Raw genomic sequence first — 24,320 nt, 5'->3', positions numbered from 1 at the left:
AAAGGTTTGGTGAAAATATGCGCGTCGTAGCAGGAGAACGAAAAGGAATGCCGTTAAAGGCAATAGATGGCACAACGACAAGGCCGACAACAGATAAAGTAAAGGAATCTTTATTTAATATCATTGGTCCGTTTTTTGATGGTGGTATTGCATTAGATTTATTTGCTGGTAGTGGAGGGCTAGGTATAGAGGCGCTTAGTCGAGGCGCTGAGAAAGCCATCTTTGTTGAAAAGGATGGACGCGCTTTTCAAGTGTTGCAGGAAAATATAAAAAAATGTCGTTATGAGGGTGTGACGGAGCTTTTCCGAACAGATGCAGTGCGCGCAGTGAAGGGTTTACTAAAGCGAGAAATCACACTTGATTATGTATTTGTAGACCCTCCTTATCATAAACAGGCGTATTATGATTTGGTAACACAACTTGTAGAAAATGATAAAGTAGCAAAAACAGGTATTATCGTCTGTGAGCATGCAAAGGAAGTAGCATTACCTGAAAATTACGGTGCATTTCAATTAACGAGGCAAGAAACATATGGGGCAGCGATTATATCAATTTATCGTTGTATAGAGGAAGAGGGAGAAAACGTTGGCTGAAAAAATTGCGGTAGTACCGGGGAGCTTTGACCCTGTTACGAACGGGCATCTGGATATTATTAATCGAGCAGCAGATATTTTTGATATTGTTTACGTAGGGGTACTCAATAATTCATCAAAGCAGCCATTATTTACGATTGATGAGCGCATTCATTTGATAAAAGAAATAACGAAGAATCGACCAAATATTCGCGTTGAAAGCTCTACAGGCTTATTGGTAGATTATGCAAAGGAAAAAGGAGCACAGGCCATTGTACGCGGCTTGCGTGCAGTATCTGACTTTGAATATGAAATGCAAATTACATCGATGAACCGTGTGCTTGATGAAAGTATCGAAACATTTTTCATTATGACAAAAAATCAATATTCCTTCCTGAGCTCCAGTATTGTAAAGGAAGTAGCAAAATATGGTGGCAATATCGGAGAGCTTGTGCCGCCTCTTGTCGAGCAAGCGTTAAAAGAGAAGTTCAATCAAAAATAATTAGAGGTTATTCGAAAAGTCCACTTTTCGAATAACCTCTTTTGCATTCAATGAGCGAATTGGAACTTTAGAATTAAATAAAAATTAACCAATACGCTGCTGGAATAATTGCTACATAAAGGAGGCGCATGTATATATAGGGACGAAAAGCAATTGCATTTGATTTGGCAATTACGAGCACCTGCATATGGATGCTTAAGCTTTGCGCGGTTAAGCCTGTTACGAGCGCTAATAGTAGCAGCTTGCCTTCGTAACTTTGCTGCATTAACTGCAATCCGTTTGTCATTTCGAGTAAAGAGGCAAAGAAAATTTGCAAATTGTTATTCAAAGTGAAAAAGTGATTCATACTATGCAATAAAACAGCATAAATCGTTGTGAAAAACACGATTGTCGCACAAACAATTAGCACGGTCGGCACGCTATCCTTTATGCTATGTGCAAAGGCGTGACGCGCAGTAACAGACTGTGCTAACTTTGAAGTTTTTTGATGTGGCAAAGCAATATAAACGATACAAAGCAATACCAGTGAGAAGATATGTAGCACAATTAAATATTGCCAGCCTATTGTGACATCATTTATTAAATCTAAACTGACGAAGCCTATAACAAATAAAGGGCTTGGACAGTGGCAAATACCGAGTAAAATAGCCGCCTCCTTTTGCGACAGCTCCTTTGATTTGAAAAGTTGAGCAATAGCCGCTGCCCCTGTTGGAAATCCACCTAAGGCACTAATCGCATATGTTTTCATATATAATAAAAATGGGTGTGCAGTATATTTACCTGTAATGCGCAGTAGCCAGCTTGTTAAAATTAAATACGGCAACAAGTATGGAAACAAAGCCTCCATAAATAAATGAATACCTAAATCCGCTCCTTCGTGTGCGACACCAGGGAAAAGAAGGAGTAAAATAATTAATGTGAAACAAATGAAAATAGCAAAAAAATGTGTGATAACATCAACTCTTTTCAATATTTTGTGAAGTATTGTCACAAGTGTTACACTAACTATATGCATTCAGGCTATTTAATAGTCGTAAGTAAAAGGAGTCGGGGCGTCATGAAAAAAAAATTAGCCATTATTGCTGTGGCTTTTGTTATGTTCAGTTTTTTAATGTTTTATAAGCTTGATTCATACATTATGAGCCCTGGAAGCGCATATGATGTCAGCGAATTTGTGAGCGTTCAAAATGGGGATACAGAAGATAAAGGAACATTTAATTTAATGACCGTATCAATGATGAGAGCAACACCAATTTTATATGCAGTTGCTTACTTTAAAGAGCATCAGGAAATTATGCAGTTAAACACAGTGCGTCAGAAGGAAGAAGATGATGAGGAGTATAATATACGTCAATTAAAACTCATGACAGACTCACAATTTAATGCGCTATACGTAGCATTTTCAAGAGCTGAGTTAGATTATAACATTACGTGGAAGGGTGTATACGTATTAAATGTACTAACAGGGGGAGCTGCTGAAGGAATTGTCAAAGCTGGTGACGAGATTATTGAGGTCAATGGACAGCGAATCCAAAAGCAGTCAGAGTTAGTGGAGATTATTAGCAAAGCGCAGCAAGATGATGAGGTGGAACTTGTCATTAACCGTAAAAATGAATTATTAACGAAAAATGTACAATTAAAGGAAATTCCTGATTCGGATGGGCGAGTAGGGTTAGGTATCATGTTTACAGAGAGCAAATCCATTAAAACTGATCCAAAAGTGAATATTAATGCAGAGGACATCGGTGGACCATCCGCTGGCTTGATGTTTACATTAGAAATTTTAAATCAATTGTTGGATGAGGATTTAACAAAAGGCTATGCAGTTGCTGGGACAGGTGAGATGAATGAAAATGGTACTGTTGGACGTATCGGTGGTGTCGAACGTAAAGTAGTAGCTGCTGACCGTGATGGTATGGAAATTTTCTTTGCACCAGATGACGAGATTACAGATGAAATGCGTCAGTATAACCCGAAAATCGAGTCAAACTATGCAGCGGCAGTGAAAACCGCAGAAGAAATCGGTACAAAAATGAAAATTGTTCCAGTGAAAACGATTGATGATGCATTAGCTTATTTAGAAGCATTGCAGGAGAAAAAATAAGGAAAGGGCTGTTAGAAAAGTAGGCGGATGCCTAGTGTTTCTGACAGCCTTTTGCACTTTGCTCAGAAGTGATTTTGATTAATCAACTTCTAATCTTCATCTACGTATTGGCGGTGTATTATAATCATCATTCATTGTATGGAATGGCAAGCCTTGTTGGTACATGGTTGTTGCCCGTATATCAAGCGATAGCATATCGTTTTGAGTTGCAGCAACGCGGCTAATTAAAGGCAATGTCATGTGCTTTTTATACATGGATAAATAACGCTGCCCATTTTCTGTCATGCCAAGTAAACGAATATAGGATGGCTCTGTATGGGCATGAAGTTGCTGCTTTGTAATGCCCGTATAAATATGTGTTAAGATTCGTTGCAAGCGCGTCCAAGTGTAGCGTTTTGATTTTATTTTATCCATAAAATCATTGAATGAGAGTGCATTTTTGGCATGTTTTATCAAGGCATATTCAATCCCTTCTGATACATCAGGAAAAGCACTAAGTTGCTCTGGCGTATGGCGCAAAATAGCAAAGCGTAGCAAGGGCCAAAAAGTATGCCAACTTGCAAACGTGCTGTGTACTTGCTGCCATTCCTCCAAAAGTTGATAAGTTGGAGGCGGGACAAACTGATTTACATTTTGTAACACCTTCTCTTGGAAAAGTGCTTGTCGTATGCCCGTAGCGCTTGCAATTTGGCTTTGCTCGTTAATTGCATCATGGTAGCCAGCCCCAATACGTGTAATTGTAGCAGGCTGTATTTTGTTTTTTAGTAAATGTGCTGCTTCAATATAATGAAAGCCTAAAATATTATTTGGTTTGGCTAAATCAATATAAGTGCCAGGGAATTGCTGCTGTAAAGCTGTATAAGCCTCCTGTAAAGCCTTTGGGTAACTAATACCTGTTGTCATAAATTCCTTAATAAACGCATCATATAGTTCTTTATTTTGCTGGATAAGGACAAAGCTATCAAGAAAGGGCTCTAATCTACCATCCTCGCTACCGAAAGCGAATGTTTGGCAGCCTGCCGCCTGAAGTAAAGAAATCGCACCATAGGCAAACTGTTTTGCATGTGCAGTACTAAAAACATAGGGTAACTCGATTACGATATCAACGCCGCTTGCCAAGGCCATTTTCGTGCGAGCCCATTTATCAACAAGCGCAGGCTCGCCACGTTGTAAAAACTGACCACTCATTACAGCAATGACAACATCGGCCTCTGTTAATTTTTTTGCTTGCTGAACATGGTACGCATGTCCATTATGAAAAGGGTTGTACTCTACTACAACACCAACAGCCTGCATAAATTCTCACCTCGCTATAAGTATGCTTATTGTATAATATACACATTATACATGATAGAGATGTTGCTTTCTTGCCTACTTTAAAAACAGTTCTAATGTAATTTCATATAGTGACAAGAAATTATCTTGACATCTAATTTATAAATCTATATAATCAACATTGTTGTCTAACGAGGTGATTAATGAATGAAATGGTCAATTCATCAACTGTCGAAATATCGTCAAGACGGGCTTCCACTTGATGCAGTAATACAATTGGATGAAGTGAAAGAACGGAACACAGATATTCGTGCAATCTCACCCGCACATGTAAAAGGGCTATGCACATTTGGTGCATCGCAAATGACTTGTCAATTTACATTAAGTGCGACATTAACGCTTCCTTGTGCAAGAACATGGGAAGATGTTGAATTTCCGATTGAGGTCGATACAGTTGAAGTGTTTAGCTGGATTGATGAGGATAAGCGTGGCGATTTAGACGGAGATATACATTATATCGATGGCGAAGTAATCGACATGAAGCCAATTTTAGAGGAGTTAGTGCTTCTTGAAGTACCAATGCAAGTATTTAAAGAAAATACCGAAGGACAAGTGCATGGTGGAAAAAACTGGTCTTATGCTACGGATGAAGATGTAGCGCTTAGTCGTAAAGATGACGAACCAAAAGTGGATCCAAGACTGGCTGATTTAGCTAAGTATTTTGATCAAACAGATGAATAACTATCTGTAAGGAGGTGCCAATAATGGCTGTACCGTTTAGAAGAACTTCTAAAACTGCAAAAAGAAAGCGTCGTACGCATTTCAAATTATCTGTACCTGGTATGGTAGCTTGCCCAAACTGTGGTGAACATAAATTAGCTCACCGCGTTTGTAAAGCTTGCGGACACTACAAAGGTAAAGAAGTAGTAGCGAAATAAGACAGTATTGCGCTATATAAAGGCGAATGAAGAGGCCATGGCTCTTCATTCGCCTTTTTTCATATTGTCAAATGAAGCGTTATTCGCTAGGATGGAATTGTGTGTAAATTGTATGTGTGCCTGGCACGGAGGGGAGAGAGAAATGGCTTATTTATTAGAGCATAAAGATGGCATTGTAACATTCACAATCAACCGTGAAGAGAAACGCAATGCAGTAAACGATGAAGTGATGGATGGCTTACAAGAGGCAATTACATATGTAGAACAAAATAATGATGTACGCTTTTTAGTTGTGACAGGAGCTGGAGAAAAATCATTTTGCTCTGGTGGAGATTTATCTGTTTTTCATGCATTGGAAACGGAAGATGAGGCATTTGGCATGCTTAGCAAAATGGCAAATATTTTATATAAGTTAGCTACGTTGCCAGTACCAACAATTGCATTAATTAATGGAACCGCTGTTGGGGGAGGCTGTGAAATTGCGACGGCCTGCGATTTCCGTTTGATGGCGTCTCATGCAAAGGCGGGCTTTATACAAGGAACGCTAGCCATTACGAGTGGCTGGGGAGGCGGCACTTATTTATTTGAAAGAGGGCTACGCCATGATCGCGCATTAAAAATGCTTGTTGATGCCAAAGCTTATGATGCACAAGTATTATATGATATTGGCTGGGCGATGCGTGTTTTTGAAGGAACGAAGCGAGAGGCTTTAGCGGATTTTATAGAGGATATGCGTAAAATTCATCCTTCTGTGCACCAAGCTTATAAAGAAATCGAATTGCGCAAATGGCGTGAGCGTAATATATATGAACGTGTCATGGAGGAAGTACGTACATGTGCAAGATTGTGGGAAAGTGAGGCGCACCATCAAGCTGTGAATAGCTTCTTAACAAAATCGAAGAAATAAGGGCTACCATGAAAGTTTACTTTCATGGTAGCTATTCGCAGTTACTTGAAAGTGATACAACTTTGGAAAAGCGTCTATATTCTATGGAGTTTGGAGGCCTATCCACTAAATTTTAAAATGAGATTGTTGTTCGGGAGCAATTTAAGCTTTTTGAACAACTTTTTTTATTTTAGGCAGAAAATGTTGATTGCGTGTCCAATTTGTCCAAAACCCTAATTCATTTTTGAGCATCTGCTAGAATAAGAGGGAATTTTTAATTAATGTTTTCAATAGATTCGCGATTCTATTTCTTTACCTGCTGCATATAGTAGTAAAAAAATACGAGGTGATAGAGATGGAAGCAAAAAGAAGAAAAGATCAATGGACGATTGCTGATGATGAAAAGTTAGCGGAAATCGTTATTCAATTTGTACAAAATGGAAAAACGCAGCTTGAAGCGTTCGAGGAAGCAGCATCCGTGCTAAATCGCACGAAACAAGCATGTGGCTTTCGTTGGAATAAAACATTACGAGCACAATATGGGCAAATGCTTGGCACTGTAAAGAAAAGACCGAAGCAGCTTATGCGTAGCCACTTGAAGCTGGCTTTAACGAGCTTTGAAGAGCTAACAGAAGCATATGGGCAGCTAGAGTTAAAATACCATGAGTTACAAACAGAGCATGAGCGTTTGCTCAAGTGGCTAAAGCAAGGAGCGCAGTTTGTGCAAAAATAAAAAGAAAGGCTAGAGTAGAAAATAGACTGCGTAAAAGAAGAAAAATTGAAAAATAGTTGGAATCCATTATACGAGTAACGTACAATAAAGAGGAACAACTTTGTTCAATTATACAAAGGGGGATTTTCAAATGACACAAGTAAAAGCACCAATGGCAGGTACAGTTTTCGAGGTAAGTGTAAAAGAAGGAGAGACTGTAACAGTTGGACAAACATTAATCATCTTAGAATCAATGAAAATGGAGATTCCATGTGAAGCGGAAGTTGCTGGTACTGTAAAGAAAATACTTGTAGCAGAGGGCGATTTTATTGATGAAGAGGCGGTCCTTTTAGAGCTAGAATAGTACCGCGAAGGGGGGAGTAAAATGACAAAACAATATAATGAACAGCTACAGCAAAAAATTGATGCCATTTATGCAGGAGGCGCACAGAAGTATCACGATAAACTAGCTGAAACAAATAAATTATTTGTGCGCGATCGCCTAGCCCTGCTATTTGATGATGGACAATATGAAGAAGATGGTCGCTTTGCAAATTGCGAAGCTGGTGATTTACCAGCAGACGGTGTTGTATGTGCCATCGGAAAAATCAATAATGAGACAGTTTGTGTAATGGCAAATGATTCAACAATTAAGGCAGGCTCGTGGGGCTCGCGTACAGTTGAAAAGATTATTCGCATTCAAGAAACCGCTGAAAAGCTACAAGTTCCGATGCTATACTTAGTGGATTCAGCGGGAGCACGCATTACGGATCAGCTTGAAATGTTCCCTGGTCGACGTGGGGCAGGTAAGATATTCCATAATCAAGTGAGAATGAGTGGCGTTGTACCACAAATTTGTATTTTATTTGGTCCGTCAGCAGCAGGAGGCGCTTATATTCCAGCATTTTGCGATATCGTTATTATGGTGGAAGGTAATGCCTCGATGTATTTAGGCTCACCACGTATGGCAGAAAAGGTTATTGGTGAGAAAGTAACATTAGAGGAAATGGGCGGAGCACGTATGCATTGTTCGGTAAGTGGCTGTGGTGATGTTCTTGCTACAACCGAGCAGGAGGCAATCGAGCAAGCGAGAAAGTATATTAGCTATTTCCCGAGTAATTTTGGGCAAATGCCACCTGTAAAAGAATCACTTCAGCCTGTTACAGGTCGAACACTAGAGGAAATTATTCCAGAAAATCAAAATGCACCTTTTGATATGTATGAAGCAATTAATCAATTAATTGACGAAAATAGTTTCTTTGAAATTAAAAAGCTATTTGCATCAGAGCTAATTACAGGTTTAGCAAGAATCGATGGGCAAGTAGTTGGTATCGTTGCGAATCAACCTAAAGTAAAAGGTGGCGTGCTCTTTATTGATTCAGCAGATAAAGCAGCCAAATTTATTACATTATGTGATGCCTTTTCAATTCCATTGCTATTTTTAGCAGATGTACCAGGCTTTATGATTGGTACAAAGGTGGAGCGAGCTGGCATTATACGACATGGTGCCAAGCTGATTTCAGCGATGAGCTCTGCAACAGTGCCAAAAATTTCTGTTATTGTGCGTAAAGCGTATGGAGCAGGCTTATATGCAATGTGTGGTCCAGCATTTGAGCCAGATGTGTGTATTGCACTTCCAACAGCACAAATTGCTGTAATGGGACCAGAGGCTGCTGTAAACGCGGTGTATTCAAATAAAATTGAAGCGATTGAAGACCCAAAAGAGCGCATGCAATTTGTAAAAGAGAAGATTGAGGAGTATAAACAAGAAATTGATTTATACAAGCTTGCTTCAGAGTTAGTTATTGATGAAATCATCGCACCAGGACGTTTACGTGAAACATTAGTAAAGCGCTTACACTATTATGGTTCGAAGCAAATTTTACCACCATTCCGTAAGCATCCTGTATATCCAGTCTAATAATGAAATAAAAACTGCTCTGAAAGTCATGTATAATGGCCAGTAAGAGCAGTTTTTTGAGTGCCAGGCACACAAACAATTCTGAAAATTTACGACAAAGAGGTGAGCGAATGGAACATGTTTATGTAATTGGCGCTGGCGCTGTCGGTTTATTAATGGCAAGCTTTTTAAGTGAGGCAAATTATCCAGTAACGATGGTGACAAGACGAGAGGCGCAGGCTGAAGAAATTCGTGCACATGGGATAACGCGCTTTAATATAGATGAACAGCAGCAAACATTTCGTGTTGCTGCGATAACGGAGCAGCAATTACGCATTGAAGAAGAGGCAATTGTTATTGTTGCGACGAAGTATGATGCTTTGCAAATTCTTTTGCCTACATTGGAAGGGCTGTCAGATGTTCCGTTATTGTTTATGCAAAACGGCTTGCTACATTATGAGCAAGCGTTGGCATTAAAGCACCAGCATATAACGTTTGGATCGGCGCAGTTTGGCGCTGAAAAAGTGAATGAAACGACCGTTTATCATCGGGGCATAGGTGTTTTAAAATTAGCGATTGAGCGAGGGAATACTGACATAATTAAAGTTTTTCAAGCAGCTAGTAAAGAGGAATTTTTTATAGAGCAGCAGCAAGATGCGGAGCAAATGCTTCTTGAAAAAGCATTGCTAAATTGTTTTGTTAATCCACTAACCGCACTTTTACAAGTGAAAAATGGACAATTGATTGACAATGCACATGCATATCATTTACTACAACAGCTATATCGAGAGTTGATGCAGGCTTTTCCACAAATGGAGCAGAAATTTCCATTTCAAGCTGTCTATCAACTATGTGAGCGTACGGCTGAAAATACTTCTTCAATGCTTGCAGATCGACAGGCAGGGAGAAAATCAGAAATCGAAACGATTGTTGGCGCAATTATAAAAAAAGTGAGAAAAAAGGGGGCAGATGTACCAACGCTTGGCGTGTTATACTATTTACTGTTAGCGATAGAGGAGAGCGGTGAAAAAATGTGAAGTTTTTGTCTTTTTTAATAGCGATCATTATTATTTGTCCTTTAATTGCACTTGTGATTACTTACTTTGTATGTCGGAAACTGCGTTTAAGCAATGCGAAAGCATTTGGTTTTGCAGCTGATGTTGTAACATTTTTGCTCTTCTTTTCGGTTCCAATGGCTGTTGCAAGTATATGGGATATATCGATTGTTATTCCACTTATTATTATGGCTATTTTTATAGCGATTACGTTTACATATATTGATTGGCGAACAAAAAAAGAAATTGTTGTGCCGCAATTGTTGAAAAAAATATGGCGTGTTTATTTTATCTTGCTAAGCGTTAGTTATTTTTTCATTTTCATTGCTGGTTTAACGTTAAATGTACTTGAGTATGTCACGATGTAAGCAAATTCTTTTTCGAAATGCTACAGAACGATTACAATAAAGTAAGTTGGCATATCATTTTAGAAGTTAGTAAGGGATAGAGAGGGTTTGAATAATGAAGCTGGAACAAAACGTTTTACCAGTACAAAATAAAATAATGGCACAGTATTGGAGTAAACAATCCACTATTCATGATTTTTTTGATTATGCATATAGTGATGATGCCTTTCAAGCGCGTGCGCAATATTTAGCTACCAAAACATATGATACAGCGCAATTAAGCAATATTATTCAGTTATATATGGCGCCATTTGGTGTATCGGAGGCAAGTCAGCAGCATTTAGAAGAACTAGCAGCAGGTGCTTATGTCATTGTTGGGGGGCAACAAGCGGGTTTGTTAACAGGGCCATTATATTCAGTACACAAGGCGATTTCCGTTATTTTACTTGCCAAACAGCAGCGTGAAAAGCTTGGAAAGCCAGTTGTACCACTATTTTGGATTGCTGGTGAGGACCATGATATTGAAGAAATCAATCATACGTATACAACAGTTGATGCAACATTAAAAAAGCGTGTTTATAAAGAACGTTCAAAACGTAAAACGATGGCATCTACAACCGTTATCAATAAAGAAGAGATGGAACAGTTTGTACGTACGGTTTTTGCAGACTTTGGAGAAACAGCGTATACGAAAGATTTACTACATAATGTATTGACGCATTTACAAGGAAGCAAAACATTTACAGACTTCTTCACAGCGTTGATGAATGAACTTTTTGCAAAGCATGGCTTGCTTATGTTAGATGCGGCGTTTCCTACATTCCGTCAATATGAAGCAAACTTTTTTGTGAGACTAATAGAACATAATGAGGAAATTGCACAAGTAGTTGTAGCGCAGGAGGAAGCATTTGAGCAAGCTGGCTATGGCAAACCAATCGAAGCAACTGTGAGCAATGCAAACTTATTTTTTGTGCAGGATGGCGAGCGATTTTTATTAGAGCGTAAAGAAGAATATTATACGAATACGCTAGGGCATATTAAGCTGACAAAAGAGCAACTGCTGGAAATTGCACAGCAAACGCCTGAAAAATTAAGCAATAATGTCGTGACACGTCCTCTGATGCAGGAAATGACAATTCCGGTATTGGCTTTTGTTGGTGGACCTGGTGAATTGGCTTATTGGGCAACATTAAAACCAGCCTTTTCTTTGTTACAATTACAAATGCCTATTTTTGCGCCAAGATTAAATATGACGCTAGTATCACGTATAGTACAGCCTTTACTAGCGCAGCACGATTTAACGATCTTTGATGTTATGGAAGGGCAAGTAGAACAATTAAAAAATCGCTTTATCGAGGAAGTACAAGACGAGCAGGCGAAAGAGAATATTGCGCAAATGCAGCAGCAGTTGCTTGCTCAATATGAAGAACTGGAACAATACTTACGTGGCGAGCAATTAGATTTACGTAATATCATACAAAAAAATAAACAATATCATCGTATGCAATTTGATTATTTAGCATCAAAAATAGAGCAAGAAATATTGCGAAAGCACGATGTGAAAATCAAACAGTTCGACTTGTTGCTAACAGAGCTTTTCCCTAATAATAATTTACAAGAGCGTTTATTTAATCCCTATCAATATTTAAATATATATGGATTCACATTAATAGATGGGCTTATTGAACTAGATTTAGTTCCTTCGTTCCAACATAATTATGTGATTTTATGATACAAAAAAGCTATTTCGCAAAAGAAATAGCTTTTTTGTATGCATATATTATCAGTTTACTTTGTTGAAGTAAGGTCTATTTACGTAATTTCTTATTATGTTAGAAGAAATGGGAGGAATAGGTGGTGAAAAGTGGGGGCTTGTGGTACATTTATTAGTAAAGTGGGGTGAGTAGCATGTTCATGGGGGAATACGTGCATTCCATTGATGTAAAAGGACGTCTCATAGTGCCTTCGAAATTTCGAGAATCACTAGGAGAAGCGTTTGTTATTACACGTGGATTGGACAACTGTATTTTTGGATACCCTATGGATGAATGGCGAAAGCTTGAAGAAAAATTAAAAAGCTTACCGATGACGAAAAAGGATGCTCGTGCGTTTGCACGTTTCTTCTTTTCAGGTGCAACGGAGGTTGAATTAGATAAGCAAGGTCGCATCAATATTCCAGCTACATTAGTCCAATATGCAAATCTCGAAAAAGAGTGTGTGGTATTAGGTGTATCAAGCAGGATAGAAATTTGGGCGAAGGAAGCTTGGGACACATATTATGATGAATCTGAAGCATCATTTAACGAAATAGCAGAAAATATGATAGGCTTTGACTTTTAAAGCTTTGAAGGAGTAAAAACTATGTTCAATCATACAACTGTATTATTGAAGGAGACGGTTGATGGATTGAACATCAATCCAAATGGGGTATATGTGGACTGCACATTAGGTGGCGCTGGTCATAGCGAATACCTCGTACAGCAATTGTCTCCGAATGGAAGGTTGATTTGTTTTGACCAAGATACAACGGCCATTGACAATGCAAAACTACGATTAGCCAATTATTTAGATCGTGTAACATTTGTCCACTCGAACTTTAGATATTTAAAGGACGAGCTATACGCATTAAATATTCAGCAAGTAGATGGTATTTTATACGATTTAGGTGTATCTTCCCCACAACTTGACACACCTGAGAGAGGTTTTAGTTACCATCATGATGCACCACTCGATATGCGGATGGATCAAACAGCTGAATTAACGGCATTCCATGTAGTGAATGAATGGTCATACGAGGATTTAGTAAGAATTTTCTTCCGTTATGGTGAAGAAAAATTTTCGAAGCAGATTGCTCGCAAAATTGAAGCGGCACGTAAAAATGCGTCGATTGAAACGACAGGACAATTAGTCGAATTAATTAAAGAAGGTATTCCTGCTGCAGCTCGTCGCACAGGAGGGCATCCTGCGAAGCGAGTATTTCAAGCGATTCGCATTGCTGTCAATGATGAGCTTGGAGTGGCTGAGGACTCAATCATTGATGCGTTAGACTTATTGGCGATTGGTGGAAGAATTAGTGTTATTACATTCCACTCGTTAGAGGATCGCCTATGTAAAACAATATTTAAAGAGGCTTCCTCATTGCCAGAGTTACCACCGGGCTTACCGATCATACCGGATGATATGAAACCAAAATTAAAATTAATTACGAAAAAGCCAATTCTCCCTTCAGAGGAGGAACTAGAGGCTAATAACCGTTCGCGTTCAGCGAAATTGCGTATCGCTGAAAAAATTAATCAATAAGGGAAGTGGATGACGATGGCAGTACGCGTAAGGCAACAATCGTATATACAACAGCCTGTAATATCACCACAACCACAGCAACCGGAGCAGCAACCTAGTAAAAAGCCGAACTACAAAAAAAGCAAAAGTTTTATTTCTAAACGTGAAAAATTTTTATACATGTTATTTTTAATTGTTGTAGCAATCATGGCAATTGCAATCCTGCATACACAAAGCAAAATTCAAACAACAAGTATGGAAATACAGCAAGTAGAAAGAGAAATATCTCAAGTTGCGAATCAAAATGTAGGCTTTAAAGTGCAGGTTAGTGAGTTGTCGGCTTATGAGCGAATTATGAAAAGAGCGCAAGAACTCGGTTTAACTCTTAACGAGAAAAATGTAAAGGTAGTGCCGGGAGAATGAAAAAGAGTACATTTCGTTTCCAAAAAGGAGCCTTCCTGATGTTTTTACTATATGGAGGGCTCTTTTTGCTATTATTTTGGCGTATTGTTCATTTGCAAACAGCTAGTGAGGTGAATGGTTACTCACTTCAGGCGGAGGCGGCTGCTAAATATGCACGAGAAGTGCATCTTGCGGCGAATCGAGGACGTATTTTAGATCGTAATGACAATGTTGTGGCTGAGGATACACTGGCTTATAAGCTTGTAGCAGTTGTGAATGAATCCGCTACGAAAAATTTAAAAAGCCCTAAGCATGTTGTTGACCCAGCAGAAACGGCGAAAATCTTAAGTCAATATATTGAAATGGAAGAGCAAGAAATTTATCAAATTTTGACGAGAAAGAAATCGGATGGATCGACACCATATCAAGTTGAATTTGGGGCTGCTGGGCGAAAGATTAGCTATGACACGAAATTGGCAATCGACGAAGAAAAATTGCCAGGGATTATTTTTGAGGAGGATACGAAGCGCTATTATCCGAATGGTCCATTTGCATCGCATTTAATCGGCTTTGCTGTAGAAGAGAAGCAAGAAGGCGATAGCACATTTAAAACAGTTGGTAAAATGGGGCTAGAGTACACGTACAACGAACAATTGACAGGTACACCTGGATCAATCTCTTATGACAGTGATCGCAAAGGTTACTTATTGCCAAACAGCGAAAAAATGATTCAACCTGCAAAAAATGGTGCTGATATTTATTTAACATTAGATAAAACAATTCAGAACTTTTTGGAGGAAGCGATGTCACAGGTTGACCAGCAGTATAAACCTGAATCAATGACGGCAATTGTAGCGAATCCAAAAACAGGTGAAATTTTAGCGATGTCACAGCGCCCGACCTTTGACCCTGCAGACCGTATTGGCTTAGAAAGTAATTGGCTGAATGAAACGATTGAAAATGTCATTGAGCCAGGTTCGACATTGAAAACTTTCACATTAGCCGCAGCGATTGATTCAGGAAACTGGTATCCAAATGAAAAGTTTATGTCTGGACAATATACAGTATTAGACCGAACAATTCGTGACCATAACAGAGTTGGTTGGGGATTGATTAGCTATTTAGACGGCTTCCAGCGTTCCTCAAATACAGGGATGGCTCATATGCTATCCATTATGGGAGCAGAAACATTTTATGACTATTTAGATCGCTTTGGCTTTGGGCAAAAGACAGGCATTGATTTACCTGGAGAAGTAACGGGAACTCTGTTATCGAGATACCCAATCAATAAAGTAACGACGACATATGGTCAAGGTTCTACGGTTACACCAATGCAGCTGATTCAAGCGATGACAGCTATTGCAAATGATGGTAAGATGATGCAACCATATGTGATTGATAAAATCGTTGATCCAAGTACAGGTGAGATTATTTTAGATGATGAGCCTGTTGTAAAAGGCGAGCCCGTTTCAGCAGCAACCGCCAAGCAAGTACGAGAAATCCTTGCATCTACTGTCACAAGTGATATTGGAACAGCAAGACGCTTTGCCTTAGATGGCTACGAGGTTGCTGGAAAAACAGGAACAGCAGAAATCGCTAGAGAAAATGGCGGCGGTTATTATTCTGGAAAAAATAATTATCTATATTCATTTTTAGGAATGGCGCCAGTAGATGATCCGCAGCTTATTATGTATGTTGCTGTGAAAAAGCCGAAGCTTGCAGAAACAGAGGGTGGTTCTGAACCAACTGCAGCAATTTTTAAAACGGTAATGGAAAATAGCTTGAAATATTTCAATATTAACCCTGAAGAAGTAGCAGAAGTACAAATGACAAAATTAGCTAATTACGAGAAGCAATCAGCGGAAAGTGTACAAGTAGAGCTAATCAATCAAGGGTTAAAACCAATCATCATTGGTGAAGGTGGACAAATAATAGAGCAGTATCCAGCACAAGGTATAGCAGTAGCGAAAGGAAGTGTCGTCTTTTTAAAGACGGATGGAACGATTACGTTGCCATCATTTAGCGGTTGGTCATTGCGCAATATGTTAATATATAAGGCGTTATCTGGATTACCAATTGAAATTGTCGGAGAAGGCTATGTAGATAGTCAGAGCGTATCGGAAAATACGGCAATTCAAGACGCAGCACCGATTGTTGTGAAGCTAAAGACACCTGAAGAATCCTTTGCACCACAAGTGGAGGAAACTGACGAAGAAGGCGAACAGTTACCACAAGATTAAAGTTGTTCGTTTCGTATAGTTAGAATAGAAATCCACTTCTATACATACTTTGTTAAAAACGGAGTGTGTCGAATGAAGTGGATTTCACTGCCTTCCAAAAAGCGTTTGAGAATTATTATTTATGCCTTTTTTTTGTACGGGCTAGCAGTTATTGCGAGATTAGTCTACGTACAAATTATTCAACATGAGGAATTAACAGAGCTAGCGAAGGAAAATTGGGACCGAGAAATCCCTTTTGTCACAGAGCGTGGTAATATTGTAGACCGTCAAAATGAAATTATCGTAACGAATAAATTAGCACCTACACTCTATTTTATTCCGAAGCAAAATGATAATGTGGAGCTTGCAGCTAAGCAAATTGCGCCTATTTTACAAGCAGATGAATCCGAATTGCTAGAAAAGATGAAGAAGCCTGCTTATTTAGTAAAGCTCGCACCAGAGGGAAAAAATATAACGGAGGAGCAAGTGGAAGCGATACAAGCTTTAGAAATTAAAGGCTTATACAGCGGTGTTGACTATGTAAGGCAATATCCATATGGCTCGTTATTATCAAGGTTTCTAGGCTTTACTGGCTACGATAATCAAGGCTTAGCTGGCGTTGAATATGAATACAATCAAATATTGACAGGTAAAAATGCAGCCATTCGTTTGTTTACAGATGCTAAAAATATTGAAATGGCGCATGTTGATGATGAATGGAAAGAGGGCGTAGGAGGGGCGACTGTTCAGTTAACAATTGATTTAACAATCCAGCAAGTAATGGAGCGTGAATTAGCCCAAGCGATGCAGCGTTACGATGCAGACCAAGCTATCGGCATCGCGATGAATCCGAATACGGGGGAAATTTTAGCGCTGTCTTCTTTTCCAACATATGACCCAACAAATTTTAAAAATGTTGATTCATCTATTTATAATCGTAATTTGCCTGTTTTTATGACCTATGAACCGGGTTCTACCTTTAAAATTATTACGTTGAGTGCGGCCTTGGAGGAAGGGGTTGTTGACCTTGAGAAAGACCGTTTTTACGATCCTGGCTATGCGATAGTTGAAGGAGCACGTTTGCGCTGTTGGAAGCGTGAAGGGCATAAAGATGAAACATTTTTAGAAGTTGTTGAAAATTCTTGTAATCCAGGCTTTATTGAGCTAGGACAACGCGTTGGTTCAGAGAAGTTACTCCAATACATTAAAGATTTTGGCTTTGGTCAAAAAACAGGATCCAATATAGCTGGTGAGGCGAGTGGCATTTTATTTTCAGAAAAGGCATTTGGCCCTGTCGAGCATGCGACGACATCTTTTGGGCAAGGAATTTCCGTGACGCCAATTCAGCAAATGCAAGCTGTCGCAGCAGCAATTAATGGTGGCATGCTTTATACACCACATGTTGTTTCACGTATAGTTGCAGATGATGGCGAGGTTATTTTAGAGCATGAGCCAGAAGCGAAGCGTCAAGTTATTAGTGAGCAAACATCAGCTCAAGTACGTCATGCATTGGAGTCTGTCGTTGCAAAGGGCTCTGGTAAGCAAGCATTTCGTGAGGGTTTACGTATAGGTGGGAAAACAGGAACAGCACAAAAGGTAGAAAATGGACGATATAAAGAAGGCGATTATATTGTATCATTTATTGGGTTCGCACCAGCAGATAATCCAGAAATTATCGTTTATGTTGCTATTGATAATCCGAAAAGTCATTTGCAATTCGGTGGAGTAATTGCGGCACCAATTGTTGGGCAAATTATAGAAGATGTTGCACCGATTGTTGGCATTGAGAAATCGGATGAGCAAATTGAAAAAGTAACAGTTTGGACAGATCCAATTATGGTAGAGGTAGCGGATTTTATTGGAAAAACGGTTGATGAAGTTGTTCAGCAGCACTATCCATTGACGATTGAGTGGCACGGTGAAGGAACGATTATTTCCGAACAAATGCCTTCTGCGGGGAGCAAGCTTGAGCAGCAAGGGACATTACATTTATATTTAACAGAAGAAAAACATGAACATTGATGAATTTAAAGGAGATTTAACATGAAACTTGCAACAACATTGACCATTTTGGTAACAGCATTCACAATAACTGTTGTTTTAGCACCTATCGCTATTCCGATTTTAAGAAGATTGAAGTTTGGTCAAAGCATTCGAGAAGAAGGCCCACAATCCCATCTGAAAAAAGCAGGGACACCAACAATGGGCGGTATTATTTTCTTGTTGGCAATTATTGCTACTACATTGATTATGGGAACTATGTTTAACTTATTTACAACACTAACGGTCGTTCTGTTACTTGTATTAGTTGGCTTTGGTGTGATTGGCTTCTTAGATGATGGCATAAAAGTGATATTCAAACGTAATTTAGGTTTAACGTCATTACAAAAGTTAATTGGCCAAATTATTATTTCAATTGCAGCATTTATGTTATTGCGACTAGGGACATTTAATACGGTTGTTGAAATTCCGTTTACAGGCTACTCTATTGACTTCGGATTATTTTATATAGCCTTTTTAATTTTTTGGCTTGTCGGCTTCTCTAATGCAGTTAATTTAACGGATGGATTAGATGGTCTTGTTGCAGGAACAGCTTCTATTGCTTTTGCAGCCTTTGGTGTGATTGCTTTATTTAATAAACAGGCAGATATTGCATTAGTCGCATTTGCGATTACAGGCGCATTGCTTGGATTTTTAATCTTTAATATAAACCCAGCAAAAGTATTTATGGGAGATACGGGCTCACTTGCACTCGGAGGGGCTTTAGCAATGATTTCGATTTTAGTAAAGGCAGAGCTTTTACTTTTATTAGTTGGGCTTGTATTCGTTATTGAAACATTGTCTGTTATTTTACAAGTAGGTAGCTTTAAATTACGTAAAAAACGTATTTTTAAAATGAGTCCTATTCATCATCATTTTGAATTATCTGGTTGGTCTGAATGGAAAGTTGTATTAGTATTTTGGTCTACAGGATTAGTTGTTGCATTAATCGCAGTAATGATGGAGGCGTTCTTATGATTGACTATACAGGATTGCAATATAAAAAAGTGCTTGTGCTAGGCCTTGCAAAAAGTGGTGTTGCTGCTGCAGAACTGTTACATGAGCTTGGTGCTTTTGTCACAGTAAATGATGCGAAGCCCTTTGACGCAAACCCAGCAGCACAAAGCCTTTTGGCAAAAGGGATTACCGTCATTTGTGGTCGTCATCCAGAGGATTTGCTTGACGAGGGCTTTGAGTTAATTGTGAAAAATCCGGGTATTCCATATAGTAATCCAATTATCGCAGACGCTATTAATCGTGAATTACCAGTCATTACGGAGATGGAGCTCGCATATTTAGTAAGTGAGGCTCCTTTTATTGGTATTACGGGGTCTAATGGTAAAACGACAACGACAACTTTACTATTTGAAATGCTGGAGTATGGACAGAAGCAGCCTTTAATTGCTGGCAACATTGGGACAGTTGCTTGTAGCGTTGCTTCAGAAGCAACAAAGGAGCAGGTTTTGGTAACAGAGCTTTCTAGTTTTCAGTTAATGGGGACACGTGCATTTAAGCCGCATATTGCTATTTTAACGAATATTTATGAGGCGCATTTAGATTATCATAGTTCGTTTGAGGAATATGCAGAAGCCAAGTTTGCTGTAACACGCAATCAAGATGGGCAAGATTATTTCATTTACAATGCACAACAGCCAATTGTAGTAGCCTATGCAGCTAAATCGAAGGCACAAAGAATTCCTTTTACGACAAGCGGAAGAGCAGCTGAAGGAATTAGTGCGGATGCGACATCTATTTATTGGCAAGGTGAGTATTTATTAGACCGTTCGAGCATTGTACTGCCAGGGGAGCATAATTTGCAAAACATTTTATGTGCTGTAGCTGCTGCTTTATTAATGGGATGCCCGATTGATGCAATGAAGGATGTGTTAGCTACCTTTACAGGCGTAAAACACCGCACGCAATTTGTACGCAATTGGCAAGGTGTACAAATTTATAATGATTCAAAAGCAACAAATTGTCTTGCCACGAAAAGCGCACTTACTGCATTTTCACAGCCGATTGTCCTCTTAGCTGGCGGTTTAGATCGCGGTCATTCTTTTGAAGAATTGCGCGATGTCATGGGGAATGTCAAGGCGGTCGTTACATTTGGAGAAACAGGGTCACGTTTTATTGAATTTGCAAAATCGTGTGGGGTTGAGCAAACTGTTGCGGCAACGAATGTTGAAGATGCGGTTATGTATGCAGCAAAGTTTGTGACAGCAGGAGATGTTATGCTTCTGTCTCCAGCATGTGCAAGCTGGGATCAGTACGCTAGCTTTGAAATTCGTGGTGATTTATTTATTGATGCGGTGATGAAGCTCACTTAAATAAAGAAAGGATGCCCTGACTGACGCACCATTATCAAAAGCTATTTGTTTTATGTGCATTGTTATTGACAAGTATTGGAATTGTGTTTGTGTACTCAGCAAGTACATATTGGAGCTCAGTTCATTATGCAGGACAAACGCCCTTTTATATAAAGCAAATTATTTATTTTGCCATAGCATGTATTGTTTTTGTGATGATTATAAAAGGTCCAGCATTAACAGAAAAAAAGCTTTTAATGCTCTATGTATTTTCCTTAGTATTGCTCATACTTGTACTAATACCAGGCATTGGCATTTGGCGCAATGGATCTCGAAGCTGGATAGGAATTGGTTCGTTAACAATTCAGCCAGCAGAACTTGTAAAAATTACGACGCTGTTATATTTAAGCGCTCGTTTGGCAAAAGTTAAGTCCTTTGAAAGAGTCGTTAAACTAGAGCATTTTGTCATCATATTTTTACCAGCACTGTTGATTATGCTACAGCCCGATTTTGGTTCTGTTTTTATTTTAGTCGTTACAGCCTTTATGTTACTTTTTATCGCAAAGTATCCGATTAAGCTTTATATTTTTTTACTGCTTGCAGGTATAGCTGGTTTAACAGCACTGATTATTTCTGCTCCGTATCGTTTAAAGCGCATCCAATCATTTTTAGATCCATGGTCTGATTCGCTTGGCAGTGGCTTTCAGGCGGTGCAATCTTTAATGGCAATTGGACCAGCTGGATTATTTGGACATGGGTTTTTGCAAAGTCGTCAAAAGTATTTATATTTGCCAGAGCCACAAAATGATTTTATTTTTTCTATTATATTAGAGGAAATGGGGTTTGTTGGTGGAATTGTTATTTTAGTGCTGTTCGCTACTTTGTTTTATTGTGGCTATGCATTAGCAATAAGAGCATATAGCTTAAAACAATTTTATATGATCGGTGCTTTAATAACGATGCTTGTCTTGCAAACTTGTTTAAATATCGGTGTAGTTATCGGCTTGCTACCAGTAACTGGAGTAACACTACCTTTTATTAGCTATGGCGGTACTTCATTAATCGTTATTTGGATAACGGTTGCTTTAGTTATTAAAATCATGAATACAAATAGGAAGGAGGAGTAAAAGTTGAAAAAGGTAATTGATATAGAAGAACGTATCCCTACACTACGAGCGAAACGGCGGCGGCGCTCGAATGTTAAATTTATATTATTGACAACAATATTCGGTATAATTTTATTTTTACTCCTTTATTTCCAATCACCTTATAGTGATATTAAAACCATTGATGTCACTGGAGGAAGTATTGAAGATGCTACATTTTATACGAAGCAATCAGGCTTAAATATTGGAGACTCTATGTGGAGCTTTAAAGAGGATGACATCGAGAAGCAAATATTGAGACAAGATTGGGTGAAGACTGTTACTGTCAAGCGTAAATGGCTAACAACTGTATCAATTCAAATAGAGGAATGGAACAAAGTTGCTTATATTGCAAAAGATAATGATTTTTACCCAATGCTGGAAAATGGTGTTATTTTATCAGTACAAGATCAACTAATTCCAATTGATGCACCGATATTTCTTAAATTTGATGATGAAAAAATTCGTAAACGCTTATTGCAAGAGCTAGCAAAGCTTAATCCAGAGGTGTTAGCGATGATTTCGCAAATTAAAGCAACACCGACAAGTACAGATCCTTATGCAATCACATTATTTATGAATGATGGCTATGAAGTACGTGCAGAAATTACAACACTTGCGAGTAAATTGAATCACTATCCATCGTTTGTAGCATGGATTGAAAATACAGAAGGTCATGAAAAAGGGATTATTGATATTGAAGTAGGAGAATATTATCGCTCTTATTTCAAAGAATATATGAAAGCAGAGGGCGAGCAACAAGGAGTGGAGCAAGATGAAGAACAATCAGAGGAATAGCAGACCATCCTTGTTTCAACGCAAATATTTTATTATGCTCATCGTCTGTATCATGATAGGCTTTATTATTGGTATTTCCTACAATTTAACGAAGGATAATAAAAAGTTAAGTTCACGCTCACCGATTTATTTGCAGCAGCAGGAAACCTATCGCGAGGAGCTAATTACACAGCAGGAGCGCAATAAAGAGTTAGCAGATGAACTGAATCATTTGCAACAAACCATCCGAAACTATGAAAAAGAATTAACTTTAAATACAGAGCAACATGATGATTTAGTTGCTGAAGCTGAGCGTTTACGGCTTTTACTTGGCGACATTGAAGGGCAGGGACAAGGTATCCGCTTAACATTAGCAGACGGTGGATATAATCCAAATTCAACGAACCCAAATGATTATATCGTACATGAGAGCCATATTTTTAAAGTGTTGACCGAGTTGAAGATTGCAGGGGCAGAGGCAATCTCCATTAATGGTCAGCGCTTGAAAACAAATTCTTATATAAGCTGTAACGGCCCTGTTATTACGATTGATGGTAAACAATCACCAGCGCCATTTGTGATTGAAGCGATTGGAGAGCCAAACACACTAATCGCATCATTAGAAATTCCAGGGGGAGTTTTTGATCAACTATTAAATGAGCAGATTAATGTTACTTTTGAAAAAAGTAGTTTAATTTCAATGCCTTCCAATACGGCAGAAAAATGAGGGGGAGGGTAGATGAAAAACAATAAAAATCTGCATATTACACTTATTTCCTTTATCATTGGTTTTATGTTAGCAGTGCAATATAATACGATGCAAAATCCAAAAGAGCGTGACACGAGGGATATTTGGGAAATTAGACAAGCATTATCAGAGGAAAAAAAACGACATTCTGAATTATTAACAAATATTCAAGGGATGAATGAAGTCATTCGCAAATATGAGGATGTTAACTCAAGCGACCCAGAGCTTGTGTTACGAGAAACAGTTCTAGATTTACATCGGCAAATCGGCTTATCACCTGTTACAGGTCCAGGGTTAACTTTAACGATAAAACCAGCTAAAGAATTAATTGAGTACGGTTATAACATTGACGCAATATCGCCGGAGCTATTATTCCGTTTAGTCAATGATATTTATCGCAATGGTGGTCAATATGTTGAAATTGATGGACAGCGTCTCTTGCATACTTCGGCTATTCGAGATATTAATGGTGCTACAACCATAAATAGTGTACCGATAAGTAAAGTGGATGTAGAAGTGAAAATTATTATGCCATCTGAAGAGCTAGCGCAAAAATTATATAATTATTTACTTTCATCTTCACTGATGGACGAGTTTTATATCGATAATTTAGAGCTTGTTGTTGGTGACGTAAAAAGTTTTATTCAAATTAAAAATATAGCAACTCAAATAACCAAGAGCCATTTGAGTGAGGCAAAAAAAGGGGATTAGAATATGTGGCTGCCATTGTTAGGACTGATTTTAGGCGTTGCGCTAGGTCTACTAACGGATATTCAAATTCCAGCGGTATATGAAAATTATTTATCTATTGCAGTATTAGCTGCACTTGATACGATGTTTGGGGGGATACGTGCAAAATTGCAGGAAGTTTACGATGATAAAGTATTTATTTCAGGATTCTTCTTTAACATCGCACTTGCGGCAGGACTTGCCTTTTTAGGTGTCCATATTGGGGTTGATTTATACTTAGCTGCAATTTTTGCATTCGGTGTTCGATTATTTCAAAATATAGCCGTCATTCGACGTATACTATTAACGAAACTAGACGAGAGAAAAACCAAAAAGCAAGAAAATTAATAGCGATTACGCTTTGACTAACTCTCGTATAGATTG

At 38.6% G+C, this 24,320-nt stretch carries 26 protein-coding genes; 24 read left to right on the top strand and 2 right to left on the bottom strand.

The window, feature by feature from the left end:
* The first annotated feature begins 17 nt into the window (after window positions 1-17).
* A complete protein-coding gene (gene rsmD, locus C9J34_RS07665) occupies window positions 18-593 on the top strand; it encodes a 16S rRNA (guanine(966)-N(2))-methyltransferase RsmD (protein WP_107839271.1) in 576 nt (191 codons plus the stop codon).
* Complete coding sequence (gene coaD, locus C9J34_RS07660) at window positions 586-1,074, top strand: pantetheine-phosphate adenylyltransferase (protein ID WP_107839270.1); 489 nt, start codon at window positions 586-588, stop codon at window positions 1,072-1,074. Before rsmD ends, coaD begins: the two co-directional genes overlap by 8 nt.
* Before the next feature lie 73 nt (window positions 1,075-1,147).
* On the opposite strand, the gene C9J34_RS07655 is transcribed toward coaD, so the two are convergent.
* Window positions 1,148-2,065 (bottom strand): hypothetical protein, encoded by a 918-nt coding sequence (locus C9J34_RS07655; RefSeq protein ID WP_107839269.1) that lies wholly within the window; start codon window positions 2,063-2,065, stop codon window positions 1,148-1,150.
* Window positions 2,066-2,131: 66 nt separating this feature from the next.
* Here C9J34_RS07655 and C9J34_RS07650 point away from each other — a divergent pair, with 66 nt between their 5' ends.
* Window positions 2,132-3,178: a SepM family pheromone-processing serine protease gene (locus C9J34_RS07650; RefSeq protein WP_107839268.1), complete on the top strand. Its 1,047-nt coding sequence runs from the start codon at window positions 2,132-2,134 to the stop codon at window positions 3,176-3,178.
* 96 nt (window positions 3,179-3,274) lie between these two features.
* Here C9J34_RS07650 and C9J34_RS07645 read toward each other — a convergent pair whose 3' ends face one another.
* Window positions 3,275-4,474 carry a nucleotidyltransferase gene (locus C9J34_RS07645; protein ID WP_107839267.1) on the bottom strand — a complete coding sequence of 400 codons (1,200 nt, stop codon included), beginning with the start codon at window positions 4,472-4,474 and terminating at the stop codon, window positions 3,275-3,277.
* Between the two features lie 186 nt (window positions 4,475-4,660).
* Here C9J34_RS07645 and C9J34_RS07640 point away from each other — a divergent pair, with 186 nt between their 5' ends.
* The 21 genes from C9J34_RS07640 to C9J34_RS07540 all read left to right on the top strand — a co-directional run bounded on the left by C9J34_RS07640 (window position 4,661) and on the right by C9J34_RS07540 (window position 24,284).
* A complete protein-coding gene (locus C9J34_RS07640) occupies window positions 4,661-5,194 on the top strand; it encodes a YceD family protein (protein WP_107839266.1) in 534 nt (177 codons plus the stop codon).
* Between the two features lie 23 nt (window positions 5,195-5,217).
* A complete protein-coding gene (gene rpmF, locus C9J34_RS07635; protein ID WP_107839265.1) occupies window positions 5,218-5,391 on the top strand; it encodes a 50S ribosomal protein L32 in 174 nt (57 codons plus the stop codon).
* A gap of 142 nt (window positions 5,392-5,533) precedes the next feature.
* Window positions 5,534-6,298: an enoyl-CoA hydratase/isomerase family protein gene (locus C9J34_RS07630; RefSeq protein WP_107839264.1), complete on the top strand. Its 765-nt coding sequence runs from the start codon at window positions 5,534-5,536 to the stop codon at window positions 6,296-6,298.
* A 334-nt stretch (window positions 6,299-6,632) separates the two neighbouring features.
* Window positions 6,633-7,010 carry a transcriptional regulator gene (locus C9J34_RS07625; protein ID WP_107839263.1) on the top strand — a complete coding sequence of 126 codons (378 nt, stop codon included), beginning with the start codon at window positions 6,633-6,635 and terminating at the stop codon, window positions 7,008-7,010.
* Window positions 7,011-7,140: 130 nt separating this feature from the next.
* Window positions 7,141-7,353, top strand: a complete 213-nt coding sequence (locus C9J34_RS07620; RefSeq protein WP_107839262.1) for an acetyl-CoA carboxylase biotin carboxyl carrier protein subunit — start codon at window positions 7,141-7,143, stop codon at window positions 7,351-7,353.
* 21 nt (window positions 7,354-7,374) lie between these two features.
* Window positions 7,375-8,910 carry an acyl-CoA carboxylase subunit beta gene (locus C9J34_RS07615; protein WP_107839261.1) on the top strand — a complete coding sequence of 512 codons (1,536 nt, stop codon included), beginning with the start codon at window positions 7,375-7,377 and terminating at the stop codon, window positions 8,908-8,910.
* A gap of 110 nt (window positions 8,911-9,020) precedes the next feature.
* On the top strand, window positions 9,021-9,926 hold the full coding sequence (locus tag C9J34_RS07610; RefSeq protein ID WP_107839260.1) for a ketopantoate reductase family protein: 906 nt from the start codon (window positions 9,021-9,023) through the stop codon (window positions 9,924-9,926).
* Entirely contained in the window at window positions 9,923-10,312 is a 390-nt protein-coding gene (locus C9J34_RS07605; protein WP_107839259.1) for a DUF3397 family protein, read from the top strand. The genes C9J34_RS07610 and C9J34_RS07605 overlap by 4 nt, the downstream gene beginning before the upstream one ends.
* Window positions 10,313-10,406: 94 nt before the next feature.
* Window positions 10,407-12,023 (top strand): bacillithiol biosynthesis cysteine-adding enzyme BshC, encoded by a 1,617-nt coding sequence (gene bshC / locus C9J34_RS07600; RefSeq protein ID WP_107839258.1) that lies wholly within the window; start codon window positions 10,407-10,409, stop codon window positions 12,021-12,023.
* A gap of 176 nt (window positions 12,024-12,199) precedes the next feature.
* Window positions 12,200-12,631 (top strand): division/cell wall cluster transcriptional repressor MraZ, encoded by a 432-nt coding sequence (mraZ, locus tag C9J34_RS07595; protein WP_107839257.1) that lies wholly within the window; start codon window positions 12,200-12,202, stop codon window positions 12,629-12,631.
* Window positions 12,632-12,652: 21 nt separating this feature from the next.
* Window positions 12,653-13,591, top strand: a complete 939-nt coding sequence (rsmH, locus tag C9J34_RS07590) for a 16S rRNA (cytosine(1402)-N(4))-methyltransferase RsmH (RefSeq protein WP_107839256.1) — start codon at window positions 12,653-12,655, stop codon at window positions 13,589-13,591.
* Window positions 13,592-13,606: 15 nt separating this feature from the next.
* Entirely contained in the window at window positions 13,607-13,993 is a 387-nt protein-coding gene (gene ftsL / locus C9J34_RS07585) for a cell division protein FtsL (RefSeq protein WP_107839255.1), read from the top strand.
* Entirely contained in the window at window positions 13,990-16,212 is a 2,223-nt protein-coding gene (locus C9J34_RS07580) for a penicillin-binding protein (protein ID WP_193768930.1), read from the top strand. The genes ftsL and C9J34_RS07580 overlap by 4 nt, the downstream gene beginning before the upstream one ends.
* Before the next feature lie 72 nt (window positions 16,213-16,284).
* Complete coding sequence (locus tag C9J34_RS07575) at window positions 16,285-18,213, top strand: penicillin-binding transpeptidase domain-containing protein (RefSeq protein ID WP_107839253.1); 1,929 nt, start codon at window positions 16,285-16,287, stop codon at window positions 18,211-18,213.
* 21 nt (window positions 18,214-18,234) lie between these two features.
* Entirely contained in the window at window positions 18,235-19,209 is a 975-nt protein-coding gene (gene mraY, locus C9J34_RS07570; RefSeq protein WP_107839252.1) for a phospho-N-acetylmuramoyl-pentapeptide-transferase, read from the top strand.
* A complete protein-coding gene (murD, locus tag C9J34_RS07565; protein ID WP_107839251.1) occupies window positions 19,206-20,558 on the top strand; it encodes a UDP-N-acetylmuramoyl-L-alanine--D-glutamate ligase in 1,353 nt (450 codons plus the stop codon). The genes mraY and murD overlap by 4 nt, the downstream gene beginning before the upstream one ends.
* Before the next feature lie 20 nt (window positions 20,559-20,578).
* Complete coding sequence (gene ftsW / locus C9J34_RS07560; RefSeq protein ID WP_107839250.1) at window positions 20,579-21,664, top strand: putative lipid II flippase FtsW; 1,086 nt, start codon at window positions 20,579-20,581, stop codon at window positions 21,662-21,664.
* A 3-nt stretch (window positions 21,665-21,667) separates the two neighbouring features.
* Window positions 21,668-22,480, top strand: coding sequence for a cell division protein FtsQ/DivIB (locus tag C9J34_RS07555; protein ID WP_107839249.1), 813 nt, complete (start codon window positions 21,668-21,670; stop codon window positions 22,478-22,480).
* Complete coding sequence (locus C9J34_RS07550; RefSeq protein WP_107839248.1) at window positions 22,458-23,186, top strand: DUF881 domain-containing protein; 729 nt, start codon at window positions 22,458-22,460, stop codon at window positions 23,184-23,186. Before C9J34_RS07555 ends, C9J34_RS07550 begins: the two co-directional genes overlap by 23 nt.
* Before the next feature lie 12 nt (window positions 23,187-23,198).
* Window positions 23,199-23,918, top strand: a complete 720-nt coding sequence (locus C9J34_RS07545; protein WP_107839247.1) for a DUF881 domain-containing protein — start codon at window positions 23,199-23,201, stop codon at window positions 23,916-23,918.
* Window positions 23,919-23,921: 3 nt separating this feature from the next.
* Entirely contained in the window at window positions 23,922-24,284 is a 363-nt protein-coding gene (locus tag C9J34_RS07540) for a small basic family protein (RefSeq protein WP_107839246.1), read from the top strand.
* Window positions 24,285-24,320 lie beyond the last annotated feature (36 nt).

Source organism: Metasolibacillus meyeri (assembly GCF_003049505.1).
In the GTDB taxonomy this organism is placed as follows: Bacteria; Bacillota; Bacilli; order Bacillales_A; family Planococcaceae; genus Metasolibacillus; species Metasolibacillus meyeri.
Note: the sequence above shows the minus strand (reverse complement) of the source record. Positions and strands in the feature narration are given on the sequence as shown.